This window comes from Pirellula sp. SH-Sr6A (genome assembly GCF_001610875.1).
In the GTDB taxonomy this organism is placed as follows: Bacteria; Planctomycetota; Planctomycetia; order Pirellulales; family Pirellulaceae; genus JBKCUI01.
In genome coordinates, this window is the sequence record NZ_CP011272.1 from 5,236,329 (window position 1) to 5,257,562 (window position 21,234).

15 protein-coding genes are annotated in these 21,234 nt (G+C 55.4%); 7 read left to right on the forward strand and 8 right to left on the reverse strand.

All coding sequences use genetic code 11. The features are described 5' to 3' along the window. Nucleotides 1-79: 79 nt before the first annotated feature. The 4 genes from VN12_RS20400 to VN12_RS20415 are packed head-to-tail and all read right to left on the reverse strand — an operon-like array spanning nucleotide 80 to nucleotide 5,431. The gene (locus VN12_RS20400; protein ID WP_146678532.1) at nucleotides 80-2,068 is read right to left on the reverse strand and encodes a prenyltransferase/squalene oxidase repeat-containing protein; all 1,989 of its coding nucleotides are present in this window, start codon (nucleotides 2,066-2,068) and stop codon (nucleotides 80-82) included. 3 nt (nucleotides 2,069-2,071) lie between these two features. After that, nucleotides 2,072-2,506: an ExbD/TolR family protein gene (locus VN12_RS20405; protein WP_168164532.1), complete on the reverse strand. Its 435-nt coding sequence runs from the start codon at nucleotides 2,504-2,506 to the stop codon at nucleotides 2,072-2,074. 13 nt (nucleotides 2,507-2,519) lie between these two features. Next, nucleotides 2,520-3,545, reverse strand: coding sequence for a MotA/TolQ/ExbB proton channel family protein (locus tag VN12_RS20410; protein WP_240491207.1), 1,026 nt, complete (start codon nucleotides 3,543-3,545; stop codon nucleotides 2,520-2,522). Further along, complete coding sequence (locus VN12_RS20415) at nucleotides 3,542-5,431, reverse strand: tetratricopeptide repeat protein (protein WP_146678534.1); 1,890 nt, start codon at nucleotides 5,429-5,431, stop codon at nucleotides 3,542-3,544. The genes VN12_RS20410 and VN12_RS20415 overlap by 4 nt, the downstream gene beginning before the upstream one ends. Nucleotides 5,432-5,652: 221 nt before the next feature. On the opposite strand from VN12_RS20415, the gene mscL reads away from it, so the two are divergent. From mscL to VN12_RS20435, 4 genes are all read left to right on the forward strand, one after another. Then, a complete protein-coding gene (gene mscL, locus VN12_RS20420) occupies nucleotides 5,653-6,144 on the forward strand; it encodes a large conductance mechanosensitive channel protein MscL (RefSeq protein ID WP_146678535.1) in 492 nt (163 codons plus the stop codon). 81 nt (nucleotides 6,145-6,225) lie between these two features. Beyond that, nucleotides 6,226-6,876: an NAD(P)H-dependent oxidoreductase gene (locus VN12_RS20425; RefSeq protein ID WP_205855099.1), complete on the forward strand. Its 651-nt coding sequence runs from the start codon at nucleotides 6,226-6,228 to the stop codon at nucleotides 6,874-6,876. Continuing rightward, the gene (locus VN12_RS20430) at nucleotides 6,873-7,691 is read left to right on the forward strand and encodes a lysophospholipid acyltransferase family protein (protein ID WP_146678536.1); all 819 of its coding nucleotides are present in this window, start codon (nucleotides 6,873-6,875) and stop codon (nucleotides 7,689-7,691) included. The genes VN12_RS20425 and VN12_RS20430 overlap by 4 nt, the downstream gene beginning before the upstream one ends. Continuing rightward, entirely contained in the window at nucleotides 7,681-8,403 is a 723-nt protein-coding gene (locus tag VN12_RS20435) for a class I SAM-dependent methyltransferase (RefSeq protein WP_168164533.1), read from the forward strand. Before VN12_RS20430 ends, VN12_RS20435 begins: the two co-directional genes overlap by 11 nt. Nucleotides 8,404-9,893: 1,490 nt before the next feature. On the opposite strand, the gene VN12_RS20440 is transcribed toward VN12_RS20435, so the two are convergent. The 3 genes from VN12_RS20440 to VN12_RS20450 form a co-directional block, all read right to left on the reverse strand. Then, on the reverse strand, nucleotides 9,894-11,027 hold the full coding sequence (locus VN12_RS20440) for a Gfo/Idh/MocA family protein (protein ID WP_146678538.1): 1,134 nt from the start codon (nucleotides 11,025-11,027) through the stop codon (nucleotides 9,894-9,896). A gap of 43 nt (nucleotides 11,028-11,070) precedes the next feature. Continuing rightward, nucleotides 11,071-12,087 (reverse strand): sugar phosphate isomerase/epimerase family protein, encoded by a 1,017-nt coding sequence (locus tag VN12_RS20445; RefSeq protein WP_205855100.1) that lies wholly within the window; start codon nucleotides 12,085-12,087, stop codon nucleotides 11,071-11,073. A gap of 115 nt (nucleotides 12,088-12,202) precedes the next feature. Next, nucleotides 12,203-13,468 (reverse strand): hypothetical protein, encoded by a 1,266-nt coding sequence (locus tag VN12_RS20450; RefSeq protein WP_146678539.1) that lies wholly within the window; start codon nucleotides 13,466-13,468, stop codon nucleotides 12,203-12,205. Between the two features lie 249 nt (nucleotides 13,469-13,717). Between VN12_RS20450 and VN12_RS20455 the strand changes: the two genes are divergently transcribed. From VN12_RS20455 to VN12_RS20465, 3 genes are all read left to right on the forward strand, one after another. After that, entirely contained in the window at nucleotides 13,718-14,809 is a 1,092-nt protein-coding gene (locus VN12_RS20455; RefSeq protein WP_146678540.1) for a BadF/BadG/BcrA/BcrD ATPase family protein, read from the forward strand. Nucleotides 14,810-14,908: 99 nt separating this feature from the next. Continuing rightward, nucleotides 14,909-15,676, forward strand: coding sequence for a DUF1080 domain-containing protein (locus VN12_RS20460; RefSeq protein WP_146678541.1), 768 nt, complete (start codon nucleotides 14,909-14,911; stop codon nucleotides 15,674-15,676). Between the two features lie 95 nt (nucleotides 15,677-15,771). Continuing rightward, complete coding sequence (locus VN12_RS20465; RefSeq protein WP_205855101.1) at nucleotides 15,772-17,064, forward strand: dipeptidase; 1,293 nt, start codon at nucleotides 15,772-15,774, stop codon at nucleotides 17,062-17,064. 1,283 nt (nucleotides 17,065-18,347) lie between these two features. Here VN12_RS20465 and ppdK read toward each other — a convergent pair. Further along, a complete protein-coding gene (gene ppdK, locus VN12_RS20470; RefSeq protein ID WP_146678542.1) occupies nucleotides 18,348-21,149 on the reverse strand; it encodes a pyruvate, phosphate dikinase in 2,802 nt (933 codons plus the stop codon). Nucleotides 21,150-21,234: the final 85 nt, after the last annotated feature.

Below are 21,234 nucleotides of genomic sequence, written 5' to 3' on the forward strand. Positions count from 1 at the left end.
TCCTTATTCTACTCGATTCCCCACATGCGAGGGTGAGGTGGGCAAAAAAGTGAAACTGACGACTCCTGCGGCGATTCGATCACTTGCGAAGCGTTGTGTCGGGATTCCAGGGCTGACTGGCGATCTGACTGCGGTAGATAGGAAGGTAGCGGTAGTAGACTTCCAAGCTGAGGCAACCCAAGGCGGTGGTGTAAACTCGCCCCCCATATGCACCCCAAACACAGCTTGGATTCCAAGAACCTTTCGCGGGGCCGTCTGCAATTTGCGTGGTGCACAAACGGAACTTGAGCGCATCGTTCCAACTCTTCCAAGCGGACTCGAAGATGGCAGCATCCATTTGATTCGTGGATGTCGATCGCGATTGATACATCGCTAGCGTGGCGTAGTACCAATAGTAGAAATTGTCTTGCCCACGGCCCGGCGGATTGGCCAGTAGGAGTCGCTGTGCTTCGTGTGCTGCGCCGGGACGAATGGGATAACCCAGCAATAAGCGTGAGGCCATCGCTTCGGCGGTCATGGATGGGGTCGCTTGTTCGGCATTCGAGAAATTCCCCATACGAGGTCGGTAGGTGGCAAGACCACCGTCTTGGCCCACCGACACAGAATCGAGAAAGCGAAGCATTTTCGATCGAGTATCGGCCCCGATGTCATATGCGTTGGCTTGGGTGGCGCTGTGAAGCAACATGGCTTGCCATCCGAACTGACTGGTGTCCCCCGGATCCTCCGTCGGATATTCGTACCGCCATCCTCCTGATCGAGGATTCATGGCTCGAATCGAGTATTGGCACGCTAACCGGGTAGCAGGTAGCAATTGCGGATCTTGAGTGATCGCGTAGGCCTCGGCCACGGCGAGTGATGCCATCCCATGACTGTACATACGAGCAAATCGAACCGCGTCCTCGCGCCCTACTTGATCCCTCCCGGACATATCCCCGGAGGGAAGCTGTTGACCGAGAAGGTACCGAAGTCCTGCGTGAACTGTCGGCGCATAGGGGCCATCGAGATGGTGATGCCCGGCCCCCAGGAATGCGAGGATCGCAAGCCCTGTCATGGCGGTGTTGGCGCGAACACCGGCATTTTGCCGGATCTCACCATCCGGTCCGGCACGACCGATCATGATGGGATTGCCCCCTCCATACTCCGCTGCATTCCATCCCCCGTCAGGGCCTTGCGAGCGCGCCAACCATTCCAAAGCGTTCTGAACCGCCGCTTCCGTGTTCTCATCCCCTCCACCTGCACGCACGATATCCATCCGATTTGGAGCGAATCGGTTTTGATAGGATGACTGACTCGCCGAGGAGGGGGGCGAAGAAGTCGCGTGCGCCCGCGGAGCGACTGCAAGACCGGCAGGAGGTACGGATGAAAGGGTGGGCGAGACCTGATTGGGCAATCGGGAAGGTGGTAGGATTCCGCCTTCGTCTGGAGGTTCGTTCAACGCAGGTGCAGCAGCCTGTTCGGACAAGAATTCCGCGAGCGCTGCGGTGTCCGGTTCCACGAGCGGAAGGGCTGCTACGAGAGTCGGGTTCTCGATAGAAGAGGCGGGAACCGGTTCTGGGGTAGGGATTTCCGGCAGTGGAAGGTCGGCCACTGAATAGGGGGACAGATCCGACTCGGCGGTTGCCAGGGGAGCTTCCCAGGGGCGAATCTCAGGTTCTTGATCCGACGCGTCGATGGGACTCTGGGTTGGCAATTCGTCGGAGGACGAAGCGGTCTCGTCGACGCTTTGTAATTCAGACGAAGGGGGAGGTGGGGTGGAAGCGGCGTTGGCTTCGATAGTCATTTGAACCACACCGGGTCGATACGCACCACCACCGAAACCACCCCCTGCACCTGGGGTGATGATTCGCGTTCCGTATGCGTACATCAATAGCCATACGTGAGCGAGGAATGCCAGAGCAATGCACTTGGTCAGCGATTTGGTTTGCCCCCATCGGGTCCAAGACGCGATGAGGAGCGTCAGAGCGACCAAGGCGAAGAGGCATCCCAGCACGATCGCCCACCAGCGGCTCGTCGAGATGTCTCCGATGGCTGCGAGCGGGAGTGCTGCGGTTGGATGGATGGGGATCATGATTTACCGCTGCATGGACGCGCTAGGCATCTGGCTGCTGGCATAACGGAGATTCAGATTCTTATTCCCTGTTTTCTGGATGATCGCAAGGACTTCGCAGACCATTTGGTGGGAGCAATTACCGTCTGCTTCAAATTCCACTTTCAAGTCAGGATAGTTTCGAGTGGCTTCCGACAATACGACCTGCAATTGCGGGAGCGATAGGGGGGTACCGTCGAACCGGATTCCGCCATCGCTCTGGAGGGCAACCACTTTACCTTGTGGGGCCGTCATCATGGCGCCGCCATTGGCCACCTTCGGTAGGTGGATTTCGATCGATCCTTCGTTTTCCGAAAAACGAGTCCCGACCATGAAGAAGATCAACAGAAGAAAAAGGACATCGATCATGCTCGTAAGATTGATAGACGGAAGCTCTTCTTGACTCAGTTTCAGCGGCATAGCGAATCCTTTATCAAGCGGCTTTGCGCGATCGAGTTCGACCTCGCGAGGAATCGCTTTCTTGCAAGCCCTCCGCACTGATCGCATCGACCAAACGCTGGGAGTGCATATCCATTTCGGATATCAAACGGTCCGTGTGACCGAGGAAGTACATGTACATCAGATAGGCAGGAATCGCGACCAGAAGTCCCGCTGCCGTGGTCAACAACGCTTCGCTAATCCCGCCAGCCAACATTTCCGGACGCCCCATCGCTTGCGATCCCGAGATGTCATTGAACGATTGGATCATCCCCATGACTGTACCGAGAAGTCCAAGAAGGGGCGCAACATTGCTGATCGCATTGAGCAATCGCATGTGACGGCGCAGGTTATTGCTTTCACGCTCACCTGCATCCAAGACAGCTTGCTCGATCTCAACGGCAGGTCGGCCATAACGCTTTACTGCCGCAGCGAGCAGCGTCGCGATGGAACTCGGGTTGCGTTCGCATAGTTCAAGGGCTTCGTCGCGGTCGATCTGCTGTTGTTGAAGCTGCTCGATCAATCGTTTCACAAAAGGACGTGGAATCACTCGCCCGGTTCGAAGCGAAATGAATCGTTCGAATGAAAAGACCATCAGGACGAAGGAGCAAAGAGCGATGGGGTACATCATGATCCCGCCATCATGGAACATTTGTAACAGACTGCGGACCGGGATCTTGCCCTCTTCGCTTCCCACTGGATCAGAAGCCGGTGTGCCTACCGTTGCTCCCGAGGTTGGGTTTGGATTGGCTGCGAGCCGAGCATCCGGACCGTTTACCCAGCCGGAGCTACCCGCGACGGTTCCTGCCGGATTGAGGCCATTCGAGCTGACCGGTGGTGCCTGCACAGGAGTGTTGTAGAAACTCTGGCGGATCTGCGGCATATTGCCAACCGGCGCTCCCGGGTAGGGACCGGTACCCCCTGGAACTTGTCCTGTCGCGGTAGAAGCGATGGCTGTGCAAACGCAAAGAATCCCCAAGCTCATCGATTTGTTCATTATCGTCCTGATATGCAAACTCATCGCTTCTTCCCTGAACCGATTCGCTCTGCTTGTTGGGCCATCGTCATCAAATTGCTCAGACGCTCGCCTGCCGTCTTTGCAAATGGAGACTTAGGGTATCTTTCCTGCACTTGTCGATACCATTCGACCGCCGCCTTGGGATCTTGGCTCATTTCTGCGCAAACGCCCAACTGCAACACGCTGGCCGCATGCCAATGCTCTTCACCAGGAATGGACAAAACGCGTTGATAGCTCGCGGCGGCATCGGCATACCGACGCTGCATCATGAACGTTTCGCCTGCCATCCACCCCGCTCGAGCCAGAAGCGTTGCGTTCGAGTTGTTCGATGCGAGCACGATCCGATCGAGTCGCTCTCGAGCCCCTTGGAAATCCGCTCTCGCAATACAACACCGCGCTAAGAGGTAATCGGCTTCGTCGGCTTTCTTCCATTCGGGAAAATCGCGACAAAGCTTTGAAACCATCGTCTCGGCTTCCTGCCACGCGTTACGATTTGCTAGCGTTTCGGCTTGCCGAAGCAAGGCCAGCGGCAGCCAGTTCGGGGGAGCAGGTTGTTTCTCGGCGAATGCGAGCAGCCATTCTGCGTGAGGCACTAGTTTCGACCAGTTCTGAGATTGGTAGAGGAGCTCCAGCAACTCCACTCTCAAGGTGATCTCCAGTTCGATGTTTAGCTGCCCCTCGCCAAGTCCTCGTTCCAAGCATTGGATCGCTTCGGTATTCTCCTTGGCACGCGCATGCCCTTTGGCTCGGATGTACCACGCGAACGACTTCCAAGCGTCGGGGCATCCCAACTCGGTTGCTTCCTCGGCCCATTGAATCGCTTGGTCCCATCGATCGGACTGAGCGCAGTCGCGAGCTAGCCGGAGTCGAGCTTCGATGCTTATCCCTGCTTTCGGGTGCTTCTCAATCAACTCCACGAACAAGGCCTCCGACGATTCTCGCGCACCGGCGTCCGCTAGCGCAATCGCGAGTTCATAGAGAAGTTGTGCTGGGATATTTCCAGCCAGTGCAAGATCAACCAGCGGCTCGATTTCTCTGGCAATATCCACCGACTGGGAGAGGTTTTTTTTCGCGGCGACCTCCAGCAGCTTGGCTCGAATGCGGAGTTCATCGGAAGGATTTTGTTGGCTGAATGCGTTCAAGCGATCGCATACTTCCTGCCATTGTTTTTTTGCTGCAACGCATTCAATTGCGTTCCAAGACGCGAGGGTGTGGAGAAGGGATTGCGATGGACTGGGCTGTTGTTTGCAAGCGCCGATCGCTTGATCAAAGCACCTCAGCGCTTCGTCCGACGTTGGATCTTCTCGGCGGAGCAAGCTCCCGAGTTCGAGCCAAACGTGGGGAGAGCAAGGACCTTGGGTTGGCCAAGCCTCGCGGGAAGGCGAGTCACTTCCCTTCGGATCGGTCGGAGGGCTAGAAAGGTGTCGAAGCCGTCGCTCTGCCTCACGAAGTGATCCTTTCGTGATTTCAACCTTGGCCAATAGCAAATGGGCCGTCTCGACCCAGCGATCCCAGGAAGTGGAAACGATGGCTTTGCCACTGGATCGGGTTTGCGTTTCAAAGAGAGCAGCGTGTTCGAGCCAGAGTTGAATTTCGGAGGCACTTTTGTCTGAGGGATCGAGGTTCCATCCAGCCAACGCGGCGAAGTACTCGGCTTGGATCCCAAGCTCGGAGCGAGGCGTTGCCAGGGCGACCGCCAAAAAATCTCGCCTCGCGTGGTCGAAGTCTTTTTGGGCAAAGGCTTCGGTCGCTCGTTGAAAGGTCATCGCGATTTCGGGGGGGCGCGGAGGGGGGGCCTGGCCGATCGCGAAGGGGGGAGGGAAAAACGCGAGCAGGCAGCAAGCGATGATCGCTAGCACCGAAGTTCTGTCCTGCTGGTTCGAATTCATGGGACGGATGCGATAAAGTGCGAAGGATAAGGAGGGTGGGAGGTCATGGAGGTGCGCTTTGGCAGCCTGCGATCTCCGACTTGAGAATTCCTCTGTCGATACGAAATAACCACCGAGCGTTTCAAGGGGAGAATTCGGTTGCTCCCAATTTCCGGAAAATCCGGTAAGCTTGGCGGCTGAATTCCGTTTTGTTCTTTTCGGCTGTTGCAGGAGCTCTTTAGATGGGTCTTTTTCAAGAATTCAAAGCGTTTGCCATGCGAGGCAACGTCATCGATTTGGCGGTCGGTGTTGTCATCGGCGGCGCATTTGGAAAGATCATCAACTCGCTGGTCGAGAATGTATTCATGACGCCTCTGAACTTGATCACGGCCAAAAGTGGTGTGAATTTCAACGGCTTGTCATTGAAGTACTCCCATTTGACAGGTGGAAAGATAGAGCTTCCCGTTTTGAAAAAAGATGGGACCCCAGAGCTCGATGCAAACGGCAACGCCGTCATGAACTTGACGGACCCGGATATTCTCAAGTACGGGCCCTTCATCCAGACGACATTCGAATTCATCATTATCGCGTTCGCCTTGTTCATGGTGATCAAGGTGATGAATCGCATGAAGAAAAAGGAAGAGGCGGCACCGGCTGCAACTCCAGAAGATGTCCTCTTGCTGCGCGAGATCCGAGATGCGCTCGCCAAGTCAGCACCTCGGCGTGCCGAGTAATCTGCTTCGAGGTACAGGGCCTGGTTTTGCAATCCTTCACTGGCGGCTATCGCCCCGCCGCATGCAACCAGTCACAAGGTAATGGAATTCACACGAGGAAATGGAATGGGGAATACCAGTCTGCATTGGCGTTATGCGGTCAAACAATTCGATGCGACGAGAAAGATACCGGCGGACGATTGGAATGACATCGAGGAGAGTTTGGTTCTAACACCGAGTTCGTTTGGGTTGCAACCATGGAAATTCATCGTCGTCACATCCCCTGATATCAAAGAGCAGCTACAAGGTGCCTCCTGGAACCAAACGCAGCCTCGCGATTGCTCCCACATGATTGCTTTCGCGGCATTGAAGCAAGTGACGGAGGAGTATGTGGATTCCTTTCTCCAGTCTGTGTGCGATGGCCGAGGGGTCTCAATGGATACCCTTGCCATGTACCGGCAGATACTGCTCGGCTTTCTGAAAAACCAAGAGGGGAAGCATTTTGAATGGGCAACGAACCAAGTTTACATCGCGCTCGGACAAGTCATGGCGGTTGCTGCTTCGATGCGCATCGATGCTTGCCCGATGGAGGGGATTGTGCGTTCTGAGTATGACCGGATACTCGGTCTAGACGGGTCGCAATATGGAACGGTCGTGGGCTGCGCGCTCGGGTACCGACATACGGATGATAAATATGCTTTGGCCAAGAAAGTTCGATTCTCTCGACAGCATGTGATCGAGTATCGCGAATGACCCGCCATTCCTCGCATTCGGTTCCCGTTTCCCAGAAGTTTCTGGTAGATGGATTTTGTTGGTACGCGCGCGGCATGGTTCGCAAGCAGTTCAGTTCATTTGGCTGGGCGACCGAACAGGAATTGACCGGGATCGATCCCAACGACGCCTTGGTGGTCTGCGCCAATCATGCCAGTTGGTGGGATCCCATCGTGGCGATGCTCCTCCGGCAAGCGTTAATGCCTGAGCGAACCTTCTACGCTCCTATCGATGCCGAGCAGCTCGAAAACTACGCTGTACTGAAAAAGATGGGCTTCTACGGTGTACAGCTTCAAAGTTTCTCAGGTGCACACCATTTCCTATCGACAAGCAAGGCGATTCTCGCACGGCCCAATACTTCGATTTGGATTACTCCAGAGGGACGATTCTGCGATGTACGCGATATGAGCCAACCGCTCATGCCGGGGCTCGCGCATTTAGCGACCAAGGTAGAGAGAACAGTCTTTCTGCCACTCGCCATCGAATATCCCTTTTGGGATGATGCTCGCCCCCATGTGTTCATTCGGTTCGGTGCTCCCGTCCGAGTCGATGTAGGCGGCTTGAAATCGAAAGGGGAGTGGAGCGAGGCAATCCAACATCCGTTTCGACGGAATCAACGGGAGTTAGCGGAATTGGTCATTCGCCGCGATCCGAATCAATTCGGGTACTTGATCTCCAGCAGGCCTCAACGTTTGAATTGGTATGATTTCGCTCGCAGTTGGGCTGCTTGGGTGCGAGGCAAACGCTTCGATCCAAGACATTCCGCCCGAATGCCAAGGCCTCGCAATGGCTTCTAACCATCAACCCGCGCCCCCCAGCTTCGATTCCTACGCTGCGGAATACGAAGCAGCACTCGCCAAGGGGGTTTCACTCTCCGGGGAATCGTCCGATTTCTTTGCATCGACCCGAATCGAAATAACCAGGCATACTCTGCGACGAATCGGATTCACACCCACCTTCGCCATGGATTTTGGATGCGGAATAGGAAATAGCGTTCCCTATCTGCTCGAAACGCTCCAGTGCCAACGCGTTATCGGTGTCGATCCGTCACAAGCTTCATTGCAAATCGCTGCACAGAAGTTAACCGACGAAAGGGTACAGTGGTGCGTTCCGGAAGACTGGAGGTGGGATGATCGCGCCGATTTGGCATTTTGCAACGGAGTGTTTCATCACATCCCTCCCGACCATCGGCTTGATGCGTTTCGATGGATTCACGAGCGATTGGTGGAGGGAGGTTGTTTCGCTTATTGGGAAAACAATCCATGGAATCCCGGCACGCGGTGGGTCATGAGTCGCATTCCATTCGACAGGGATGCGATTTGTTTGAGCATCCTTGAATCGAAACGGCTCATTGAGCAAGCCGGATTTCGGGTTCGTGTTAGTCGAAGTGCCTTTTATTTCCCTAGGATTCTAAAAGGGCTTCGAGTGCTCGAGCCTTGGTTGTCCCGGTTCCCGTTGGGAGCGCAGTATTGGATCTTGGCAACGAAGCCGTCGAACGGTCGTCCTTGAACGTTCTTGCGCTATAGACCACCGCTCTATCAACCAAACCACCTTTCCCCCAAGCTCTCGGGCCAATCGCCCGGGGTAAAGATTCTTAACTGGCGCGGTGCGTCAGGCGATGCTGATCTGTTGAGGACAACAGATCGACGTTGTCGAACGGTCGTCCTCGACCGTTTTAGCGCTATAGACCACCGCTCTATCAACCAAACCACCTTTCCCCCAAGCTTTCGGGCCAATCGCCCGGGGTAAAGATTCTTAACTGGCGCGGTGCGTCAGGCGATGCTGATCTGTTGAGGACAACAGATCGACGTTGTCGAACGGTCGTCCTCGACCGTTTTAGCGCTATAGAGCACCGCTCTATCAACCAAACCACCTTTCCCCCAAGCTCTCGGGCCAATCGCCCGGGGTAAAGATTCTTAACTGGCGCGGTGCGTCAGGCGATGCTGATCTGTTGAGGACAACAGATCGAAGTTGTCGAACGGTCGTCCTCGACCGTTTTAGCGCTATAGAGCACCGCTCTATCGACCAAACCACCTTTCCCCCAAGCTCTCGGGCTAATCGCCCGGGGTAAAGATTCTTAACTGGCGCGGTGCGTTAGGCGATGCTGATCTGTTGAGGACAACAGATCGACATTGTCGAACGGTCGTCCTCGACCGTTCAAGCGCTATAGACCACCGCTCTATCGACCAAACCATCTTTCCCCCAAGCTCTCGGACCAATCGCCCGGGGTAAAGATTCTTAACTGGCGCGGTGCGTCAGGCGATGCTGATCTGTTGAGGACAACAGATCGAAGTTGTCGAACGGTCGTCCTCGACCGTTTTAGCGCTATAGAGCACCGCTCTATCGACCAAACCACCTTTCCCCCAAGCTCTCGGGCTAATCGCCCGGGGTAAAGATTCTTAACTGGCGCGGTGCGTTAGGCGATGCTGATCTGTTGAGGACAACAGATCGACGTTGTCGAACGGTCGTCCTCGACCGTTTTAGCGCTATAGAGCACCGCTCTATCGACCAAACCACCTTTCCCCCAAGCTCTCGGGCTAATCGCCCGGGGTAAAGATTCTTAACTGGCGCGGTGCGTTAGGCGATGCTGATCTGTTGAGGACAACAGATCGACATTGTCGAACGGTCGTCCTCGACCGTTCAAGCGCTATAGACCACCGCTCTATCGACCAAACCACCTTTCCCCCAAGCTCTCGGACCAATCGCCCGGGGTAAAGATTCTTAACTGGCGCGGTGCGTCAGGCGATGCTGATCTGTTGAGGACAACAGATCGACATTGTCGAACGGTCGTCCTCGACCGTTCAAGCGCTATAGACCACCGCTCTATCGACCAAACCACCTTTCCCCCAAGCTCTCGGACCAATCGCCCGGGGTAAAGATTCTTAACTGGCGCGGTGCGTCAGGCGATGCTGATCTGTTGAGGACAACAGATCGACGTTGTCGAACGGTCGTCCTCGACCGTTCTAGCATGTCAGGCACTTTTATTAGACCGACTCGATCTAGGAGATGCTCGCCCACTGGCGATTCTTCGCACTTTCAAGGACTGCGTCGCAGACCTTTTGGGTTTCCAGCGCGTCGCGGAAGGTTGGGTGGGCGGGTTCGCCTGTCTCAAGGCTCTTCAAGAAATCGGCGACTTGGTGGATGAACGAGTGTTCGTAGCCGATTTGCAGTCCAGGCACCCACCAATTGCCCATGTAGGGTTGATTGCCATCGGATACGTGGATGCTTCGCCATCCGCGGACAATCGACTCGTCGCTGTGATCGAAGTACTTGAGGCGGTGCAAGTCGTGGAGGTCCCATGCGAGTGATGCGTTTTCACCGTTGATTTCCAACGTGTACAAAGCCTTGTGGCCTCGCGCGTATCGCGTCGATTCGAAGAGCCCTAATGACCCGTTCTTGAAGTGGCAGAAGAACGAGCAAGCGTCATCGATTCCAACGGGCTGCTTTTTGCCGGTCTCCGCATGGACTCGTTCCTTGACAAAGGTTTCGGTCACGGCGGATAGGTCGGTGATCGATCCGTTGAGCCATAGTGCGGTGTCGATGCAGTGGGCGAGCAAGTCTCCTGTTACACCGCTACCTGCAGCCTCGACGTCGAGACGCCACGTGGCCGCCCCGCCTTGTGGAACGTCTGCATTGATCGTCCAGTCTTGGAGGAAGTTAGCGCGGTAGTGGAAAATGCGTCCCAATTTCCCGGAGTCGATGATTTGCTTTGCGAGCGTGACGGCGGGGATGCGACGATAGTTGTACCAAACCATGTTTGCGACGCCGGCCTTTTCGACCGCTTCGCACATCTCGAGGCCTTCTTCGGTGTTCATCGCGAGTGGCTTTTCGCAAAGAATCATCTTGCCCGCTTTTGCGGCAGCGATGGCGATCTCTTTGTGAATGTTGTTGGGGGTACAGATATCGACAGCATCGATGTCCTTGCGTTCCAGCAGCTTCCGCCAATCTGTTTCAATGGATTCGTAACCCCAGTTCTTCGCGAAGGACGAGGCCTTTTCTGCATTGCGGGCGCACAGAGCCTTGAGAACCGGCTTGTACTCACAGGGAAAAAAGTGGTTGGCTTGTGCGTACGCATTCGAGTGGGCTTTACCCATGAAGCCGTACCCGATCATTCCGATGCGCAGTTCTTTCATCGAGGTTATTCCGAAATGGTTGGAGGGATGGTGGGATTGTCTGTTATTGGGAATCTCGGACACGAATCATCACATCCAAGATGGAGTTCCATGTCTGGGGTTTTTCCAGGGTTGCATTGGGGAACATGCATCCGTCCCAGCAAATATGTTGAATGCCGCGCGATGCCGCATCCTTGAGCCAGTAGCTGGAGCATCGAACGATATCGAGTTTGCCGTTTGGATCGTCTGCAGGGCAATGCTTGCCGGTCTTGTCGTGGGATCCCGCTCCGTGGACTTGCCCGTCGTTTTGTGCGACGTGGAAATCGATCGTCCAAGGGCGGAGCTTATCGGTCATCGCTTCGTAGGCGGCGTAGAATTCTTCTTGGCTATAACCTTCCTTGAGCAATGCGTACTCCGGAGCGTTGTAGCCGAGCAGATAGAGGTAGGTGTGAGCCAAGTCCGCTTGGAATCCGAGTGCGTCCGGCATACCGACTCCTTCGAGCACGTCGAGCATATCGCGCCATGAGTGCATCCCGGCCCAGCAGATTTCTCCTTCGGCCGCCAGTCGTTGGCCCGCATCTTTCGCAATCTTCGCCGCTTCCTTAAAGGTCTCGACGATTTTCTTGGTGTTGTTCACTTTGTCGGATCGCCATTTCTCGATGCCGAACTCCGCGCTGTCGATGCGAATCACACCATACTTGCGAACCCCATGCTTTTCGAAAACGTTAGCGATACGGCAGGCCATTTTCACTGCGGAAAGGAATTTTTCCCGGGAAGCCGCGTCTCCCATCGCCGAGTCTCCCACGGTGCCCCCCCAAACGGGCGCAACGAGAGAACCGACGGCGAAGCCGTGACTGGCGATCTTGTCAGCGATCTTGATAAGTTCCTCATCGCTGGCATTGGGATCGGTGTGAGGGAAGAACAAGAAGTAATCGATTCCATCAAACTTTTGGCCATTCACATTGGCTGCTGCGGTAAGCTCCAGCATGCGGTCCAAGCTAATTGGGGGCTCCTGGTCGGGCCCATCTCCCTTGCCAACCAAACCGGGCCACATCGCATTATGAAGCTTTAACTTTGTCATGAAGATACTCGAATGAGTTAGGAGAGAATGGGGAAGGGAGAAACCACGCGAAGAGGGATAGATCTACCTCTTCGCGTTAGAAACAGAACGGGAGCTACCCCGTTTTTATGGCTTTTTAGGCGTTGTTCTTCCAAGCCCCATTTTGAGGCATGTTGGAATGGGCATCGGGTCCGAAATATCGCAATCCAACGAGTGGTTCCGAGCCCGTATTTTCAATTTCGACACCGCGCGAGGAAGCTTCATGGCTGATGAAAACTTCATCTTCGGTATTTTCACCGAATCGGATCATCGCTGGAGTTTGCAGTGCAAGCTTCCCGATGCGACCTTTGCCTTGAACCGTGATCCAGCCGCTGGCAGCGTTGTCTCGCAGAATGCACTTGGCCCCCGGCTCGACGGTCAGTTCCTTCGCACTGAAGAGTTGTTTGCCGTCGATCGATCCGTAGACAATCCACTTGTCGGTGTAACCGCTGCCGGATCTTTCGGAATCGACGACCGGCTCAATGTAGTTGCTGTCTTTGAAGTGCGTATCGACGTTCTTGTCCCAGTCAAGTTGGCCGATGATAAAGTCGAGGTCTTGGTGCTTCTCTTTTGGCATGTCTTTGACCAGGAGGGACCAAGGCACATAACGACCTTCAACGATCGATTGGAACATGCCGAACACATCGCTGCCCCATTGTGGCTCGTAGGTGCAAAGGGAGCCCGGAGCGTGCAGCACGCCGGGAGGAATCAACCAGCCGGTTCCTCGCTTTAGTCGGTAGGCTCGCGACAGGTCGAGGATGCCGTTGTCACCCTTATTCCAGTTTTCCAAGCAGCGACGCAAATCGTCTTTGGTCGTGCCCGGCTCCAGACCCATGAAGGTGTAGGAGAAATTGTTGTCGACATTGTTGTATTGGGGAGGGAAGTAATAGCTTTCAGGCTTTCCTTCTTGCCCAACGAGTGCTGCATCTTCTGCAGACTGGTGCATGTGGTGCGGGATGGGGCCCATGTTGTCGAAGAACTTCGAATAAACCGGCCAGCGATTGTACTTGTTGAATATGGGTGCCCCTACCAAGCGGTTTCCTTGCTCGGCGACGGCGTCCTTCAATAGAAACTTCTTTCCCTCGAAGAGACAGAAGCTAAGACCTTCGTGCCAAACGCGTCCTTCGTTGGCTGCCTCGGTGGTGGAGGAAAACCATCGTTCGTCGATCCCGCCCCGGTCAGCCCCAAACGCATACAAATCACCTGGGTAAAGTTTGATGCGGCGGCCGGGGTGCAGGAAGCTGCGGGGGACCCAGGTAGGAGTTAGGCGAAGCAAGCCTTCGCCGGCATCGAGCGCCTGATCCAAAATCTTGGCGACGTTGTCTTGGCTCACAAGCCCACTATCTAATCCAGTACCGGCCATGGACGATCTCAAACTCTCTAAATTCTGTGAATTGGAAGGTTCTTAAACACTAATCGGGGTGGAGGGAAAGCCGCCGCCCCTTGGGGAAGAAAGGGACTGTTGTAAGCCGGACGGGCGGCTGTTTCAAGCTCTCCACGACGGTGGACGCCAGATTCCAGAAACCTTTATCTCCCAATCGGATTCGAGGTTATGATTCCTTGGCCATCGGTTAGATGGTCTTCAAAGCGTTCCCCCGAGTTCTAGGACAGTATGGAATCTGCACGGCAAAGCCCATCCCTCCTGTTGGGTGTCGACGGTGGAGGGACCAAAACATCAGCTTGGATCACTCCCGCAGCGAACCCCCTTCGATCGCTACATGCACTCTCATCCCACCAACAGGCGCCAGATCTGGCGTTGAATCTCCCTGTCGGTCGCGGAATTGGCGGTCCAGGGAACCCTCGGTCCATTGGATTCGATGCTGCTTGCGAGAATATCGAGACTGCCGTCGCGGATGCTCTGGAGCGGTATCAATCGCAAACGGGCCTGAATGCCTCCAAGGACCAACTTCATGCTGCCTGCATCGGATTGGCAGGAGCGGGACGCATGGAAGAGCAGGAAATCATCGCAAAGCGACTTCGCGATCGCGGCTTGGTCGGTTTATTGAAAGTCACCGACGATATCGAGCCGATCCGCTGGGCGGCCCAGTGGGAGACTGCACTCGAAAAGCCGAGCCCCTTTGCAGGGGACCTAGCCCCCAATTCACGTACTCCGATGCCTTGGGTGACGCTCATCGCAGGAACGGGCTCCATCGCGCGGTGCGAGTTTCAGGATGACGCCGGACTGGAACAAATCGTCCGAGCAGGCGGCTGGGGATACCTTCTGGGGGACGAAGGGAGCGGCTATGCCATCGGCCTCGCTGCCCTGCAGGAAGCCTGCAAAGAAGTGGACGCGGGAGTGTCCCCCAGCCCATTGACGGTTTCAATTCTCAGGCGGCTCGGGTTTGATTCGGTCTCGCAAATTGTGGGGTGGATCTACCAAACCCCTGTTCCTCGCAAGGCGATTGCGGATTTAGCCCCGTTGGTGATCCAATCGCGGAGCGACAATGCCGCAGCCGAATGCATCGTGCACAGAGCCGTTGTGGGCTGGAGTGCGATGGTAACCCAAGTTGCGAAGCGGACAGGGGTGGCTGACTCCTATCGTTTAGCCGTGGCGGGTGGAATTCCTAACCATTTTCCCAAGTTGATCGACGAGCTTGCAGGACTGTTGAAGCAATCGCACACCGCACCGAAATCCGTGCATCTCGTAAAAAATCCCGTCATCGGGTGCTTGGCCCTCGCCCATCGCCTCGTGGGGAACCCTTGAGGACTTGGGCTGGGTTTGTCCCCAAAATGGCGCCCGTTGTGCTAATCTATTCGAAGCCCGCATCCCCCCGCCTCCCCCACCACAACGAGCATCATCGCCATGAAGTCCACCATCCGACCATCCCTTTCCAAGCTCTGCAGCACCTACTTGTTGATGGTGTTCGGTGCATCGGTTTGTAACGCGCAAGAGCCAGCGGCGAATTCTCTGATTCCGATCGAAGGCGCCAAATTTGCGGTCATCGATGGGCAAGGCCCGGAGTGGGTGACGCTGGGCAAGGACGATTTCGTTCGCGCGAATTGCGATGAGGAGACTTGGGTGTGGGACGGTTCCACTGTGCACAGCACAGGGAAGCCAATCGGCGTACTGCGATCCAAGGTTCAGTACAAGAATTTGGAATGGGTCGCTTACTGGCGGCATTTGAGCAAGGGTGGGAATTCAGGGTTTTTCCTGTGGACGCCAGAGGATGCGTTGAAAGATCTTCCTCCGAACAAACTTCCTGGGGCAGGTATCGAAGTGCAGGTTTTGGATACCGGTTACACCGAAAACTACGAGAAGTCGTCGGGAAAGAAGGCGACTTGGTTCACGACCCATGGCGATATCTTCCCGGTTGGCAAATCCAAACTCGAGCCGTTTCCCCCTCTTTCCCCGGATGGATCTCGCAGCTTTCCCAAGGCGAATCGGAGCCAACCAAGCCCCGCGTGGAATCACTACTATGTGCGCGCGATCAACGGCGAAGTTCGCTTGTGGGTGAACGGAGTCGAAGTCTCAGGGGGACGGAATGCCGTCCCTGCAGAAGGATATTTGTGCTTGGAAGCGGAAGGAGCTCCCGTGGAGTTCAAAGACATCCGCGTACGTGTTTTGCCTTGAACCTCTCCAAGGCCATAGGGCAGGAATTTCGTCGGAACTGCCCCCGTTAATCATCATTCGCTTAGGTTCACCATCCCTTGAAGAGGTATTGCCACATGAAGTCACTTTCGTCGTCACTGGATAAGATTCGAGCTCGCAGTATTTGCTCGGCACTGCACCTAGGGCTGGCCACGTCGATGCTAACGACGGGTTTCGCAGGATGTTTTGTATCGAACGGATGGGCACAAGAAGCCAAGCCCGAATACACCATTTCTGAGAAGGCGATGCAGATTCATCGCAAGGCCTATGTCTTCGATGGCCATAACGATCTTCCGTGGGAGATCCGAAAGTTCAGCAAGCGGTTCGACGATTGCGATATCAGTAAGCCGCAGCCGAAGTTGCACACCGATATCGAGAGGCTTCGAAAGGGGAACGTAGGCGCGCAGTACTGGTCTGTATACGTTCCAGCCGAAACGATGCGCGCAGGAGTGGCGTATCGTACGACTGTGGAGCAGATCGAACTGGTACACGCCATGGTGAAGCGGTATCCGGATGTCTTCCAGCTTTGTTTGACATCGGAGGATATTGAAAAGGCTCGCCAAGCAGGGAAGATCGCGTCACTCATCGGAATGGAAGGTGGTCACTCGATCGAGGACTCCATCCAGAATCTGCGTCGACTCTATGAAATGGGGGCAAGGTATATGACCCTGACCCACTCCGATACGTTGGCTTGGGCCGACGCTGCGACCGATCAATCGAAACACGATGGCCTGAGTCCATTCGGGGAAGAGGTCGTACGTGAAATGAATCGGCTAGGAATGTTGGTCGATATCTCCCACGTCTCGCCTGCGACCATGCACGATGCGTTGGATATCTCCACGGCTCCCGTCATTTTTTCCCATTCGTCCGCACGATCGATCGCGGACCATCCACGAAATGTCCCCGATGATGTTCTGAAGAGGCTGCCTCAGAACGGCGGGGTCGTCATGATCAATTTCTACTCGGGATTTGTCGTTCCCAAGAGTGCGGCGATCATGAAGGAGATGTTCCAAGTTCGGCGGGAATTGCAAGCCAAGTATCCGGACGACAAAGAAAAGATGGAGCGTGAGTACAAGCAATGGCAGGTGAAGAACCCCTACCCAGCGGGCGAAGCGACGATTCTCGCAGATCATATTGAACACGTGATCAAGATGGCTGGCATCGACCATGTCGGATTGGGCTCCGATTACGATGGAATCTCGACAGCACCACGTGGTATGGAGGACGTGTCTACTTATCCATTGATCACGGAGATGTTGGTACAGCGGGGGTATAGCGAGGAAGACATTCACAAGGTCCTCTACAAAAACGCCCTGCGCGTACTGCGCGAGGCCGAAGTGGCCGCGAAGAAGCTGCGAGCGACCCCATAACTGCAGTAAGCGAGCCTCCAACTTTGATCATTTTCTCGCCAAGGCGCTAAGACGCAAAAGGGAAGGAGTGGGGTGGGGAGGGAATTGATGGTAGGCCGCTTGGCTAACTTCCAACATCGTATCGACAGAACCTCTGGACGGACTATCGACAGAACCGTTTGACGGGAGTGCGGAGGTTCATGCTCTGCCGTTCCCTGCCTTGGCGAGCTTTGCGCCGTGGCGCGCCACTTCTTCAGGCATCCAAGTTTCTCGCCAAGGCGCCAAGGCGCAAAGGGAAGGAGAGGGTTTGGGGAGGGAGTTGATGGTAGGCCCCTGGCTAGCTTCCAACATCCTATCGACAGAACCCTCCGGACGGGCAATCGACTGAACCGTTTGACGGGAGTGCGGAGGTGCATGCTCTGCCGTTCCCTGCCTTGGCGAGCTTTGCGCCGTGGCGCGCCACTTCTTCAGGCATCCAAGTTTCTCGCCAAGGCGCCAAGGCGCAAAAGGAAGGAGTGGGGTGGGGAGGGAGTTGATGGTAGGCCCCTTGGCTAACTTCCAACATCGTATCGACAGAACCTCTGGACGGACTATCGACAGAACCGTTTGACGGGAGTGCGGAGGTTCATGCTCTGCCGTTCCCTGCCTTGGCGAGCTTTGCGCCGTGGCGCGCCACTTCTTCAGGCATCCAAGTTTCTCGCCAGGGCGCCAAGACGCAAAAGGAAGGAGTGGGGTGGGGAGGGAATTGATGGTAGGCCGCTTGGCTAACTTCCAACATCGTATCGACAGAACCTCTGGACGGACTATCGACAGAACCGTTTGACGGGAGTGCGGAGGTTCATGCTCTGCCGTTCCCTGCCTTGGCGAGCTTTGCGCCGTGGCGCGCCACTTCTTCAGGCATCCAAGTTTCTCGCCAAGGCGCCAAGGCGCAAAGGGAAGGAGTGGGGTGGGGAGGGAGTTGATGGTAGGCCCCTTGGCTAACTTCCAACATCGTATCGACAGAACCTCTGGACGGACTATCGACAGAACCGTTTGACGGGAGTGCGGAGGTTCATGCTCTGCCGTTCCCTGCCTTGGCGAGCTTTGCGCCGTGGCGCGCCACTTCTTCAGGCATCCAAGTTTCTCGCCAAGGCGCCAAGGCGCAAAAGGAAGGAGTGGGGTGGGGAGGGAGTTGATGGTAGGCCCCTTGGCGAGCGTTGCGCCTTGGCGCGCAACCTCCCTTTCCTGCAGCATGAGCCAACGAAAAAAGCCAAGCAATTTACGCTTGGCTTTTTCCGATTATTCGATCGTGTCAGTCAGACGGACTACTTAGCGCGAGTACGAGCTTTGGTCGCACCCTTAGCCGACTTGCTGTCTTTCACAACCTTGGTCGACGCTGGCGCCGGAGGATTGCGAAGGGCTGCTTGAGCCGCTGCCAAGCGAGCGATGGGCACTCGGAATGGGCTGCAGCTAACGTAGTTGAGGCCAATCATGTGGCAGAACTCGACCGAGGATGGATCCCCGCCGTGCTCGCCGCAGATACCGATCTTGAGGTCGTTGCGAGTCTTGCGACCCTTCTCGACCCCGATCTGCATGAGCTGGCCAACACCGGTTCGATCGATCGAAGCGAATGGGTTCGACTTGATGATTTCCAAGCCTTGGTAAGCGGGCAAGAAGGATCCCGAGTCATCGCGGCTCATTCCCAAGCAAGTTTGGGTCAAGTCGTTGGTGCCGAACGAGAAGAACTCGGCGCTCTCGGCGATTTCGTCGGCGGTCAACGCACCACGAGGAACTTCAATCATCGTTCCAACGGTGTACTGGAACTTCTTACCGGTCGCCTTCATAACTTCGCTTGCGACGCGGTGGACGATTTCCACTTGGAGATCGAGTTCCTTCTTGAATCCGACGAGCGGAACCATGACTTCAGGCTTGACCTTGGTCCCTTCTTTGAGAACAGCGACCGCTGCTTGGAAGATCGCGCGAGCTTGCATCTCGGTGATTTCGGGACGGAGGATACCCAAACGGCAACCTCGGAATCCGAGCATTGGGTTGAACTCATGAAGCTCCGAAACCAATCGGTTCACTTCCGCGACCGAAATGCCCAATTGCTTGGCGACTTCTTCTTGACCCTTCTTGTTGTCATGCTGTGGCAAGAACTCGTGCAAGGGTGGATCGAGCAATCGGATGCAAGCGGGGAGACCGTCGAGTGCACGGAAGATCCCTTCGAAGTCCTTTTGTTGGTAAGGAAGCAGTGTTGCCAATGCCTTCTTTCGATCGTCTTCGTTCTTCGCCAGGATCATTTGACGGACAGCGATAATGCGGTCCCCTTCAAAGAACATGTGCTCGGTGCGGCACAGTCCGATTCCTTCGGCACCGAAAGCCACGGCATTCGTGACTTGATCAGGTTGATCCGCGTTGGTGCGGAGACCGAGGGTACGATACTTATCTGCCAACTTCATGATGAAGTCGTAGTATTGGAAGACCTTGCTGTCCTTCGGCTTCATCGTCTTGCCAACGAGAACCTGCTTGAGTTCGCTGTCGGCCGTGGCGATCTTGCCGTGGAACACTTCACCGGTGGTGCCGTTGATGCTGATGAAGTCCCCTTCCTTCAGGGTAACTCCCTTGCACTTGAGCGTGCCCTTGTGGTAGTCGATTTCGATATCGCCTGCACCGGCAACGCAAACCTTGCCCATCTGGCGAGCAACGAGAGCAGCGTGGCTGGATACACCACCGCGAGCGGTGAGAATCCCATCGGACGCGATCATCCCCCGGAGATCTTCAGGACTGGTTTCGATACGAGCCAGAACAACATTCTGCCCCTTAGCAGCCAACTCTTCTGCCTTGCCTGCGGTGAAGACCACGGCGCCGGAAGCTGCCCCAGGACCTGCTGGCAAACCAACGGCCATCAAGCGACCTTCTTTGCGAGCCTTTTCGTAAGCGACGACATCGAAGATCGGTTGGAGGAGTTGGTTCAACGCCTCGGGATCACCCGATTTGATCGCATGCTCGGGGGTCATCAACTTTTCCTTGACCATGTCGTGAGCAATCTTCACGTAGGCCAAGGCGGTTCGCTTCCCGTTTCGAGTTTGAAGCATGTACAGCTTCTTCTTCTCGATCGTGAACTCAAAGTCTTGCACGTCGCCGAAGTTCTTTTCGAGCGTCTTGCGAACTTCGACCAGTTCCTTGTGGGCGGCGCCGATCGTCTTGTCCTTGGCCATCTCGGAGATCTTGAGAGGGGTGCGAACACCCGCCACAACGTCTTCTCCTTGTGCATTGACCAAGTATTCGCCGTAGAACACGTTGTCGCCGTTGGCAGGGTCGCGGGTGAACGCCACGCCGGTCGCGCAGTCATCACCCATGTTGCCGAAGACCATGCTCTGGACGTTGACAGCCGTACCCCACTCGTCTGGAATGCGGTACTTTTGACGATAGAGGATCGCTCGCTCGTTCATCCAAGATCCGAAGACGGCGAAGATCGCTCCTTCGAGTTGCTTCATCGGATCGTTCGGGAACGCCTTGCCAGTGCGATCCTTGATCAGTTTCTTGTATCGCTTCACGAGCTCTTGCAGATGATCTGCGGTGAGTTCCGTGTCTTCTTTGACCTTCGCTTCCGCCTTGAGACCATCCATGACCTCTTCGAAAGGCTCATGCTCGTTCTCGCTGCGCTTTTGAACGCCCATGACGACGTCGCCGTACATTTGCAAGAATCGGCGATAGGAGTCCCAAGCGAAACGGGGATTGTTGGTGGCTGCGGCTAGGCCTTCGCAGGTCGCATCGTTGAGACCGAGGTTGAGAATCGTATCCATCATCCCGGGCATCGAATCTCGTGCACCCGATCGGACCGAAACCAAAAGTGGGTTCTTCGGATCACCGAACTTCTTTCCGGTCTCTTTCTCCATCCACTTTACGGCCTTCTCCAAATCGGTGGAGAGTTCCGGTGGAGCTTTGCGGCCATTCTTGTAGTAATGAACGCAGACTTCTGTCGTGATTGTGAAACCAGAAGGGACGGGAAGTCCGATTTTGGTCATCTGAGCAAGGTTCGCACCTTTACCCCCGAGGAGAGCTTTCATCCCTCCGTCGCCATCGGTCTTAGATTTGCCAAAGAAATAGATCAACTTGTTAGCCATGGCCGAGTGCACTACTCCACTTAGTTTGCCAAAATCGAAGTTAGGGAAATTCCCAGATATTTTCGGCCGAAAGTCTACGTTTAAC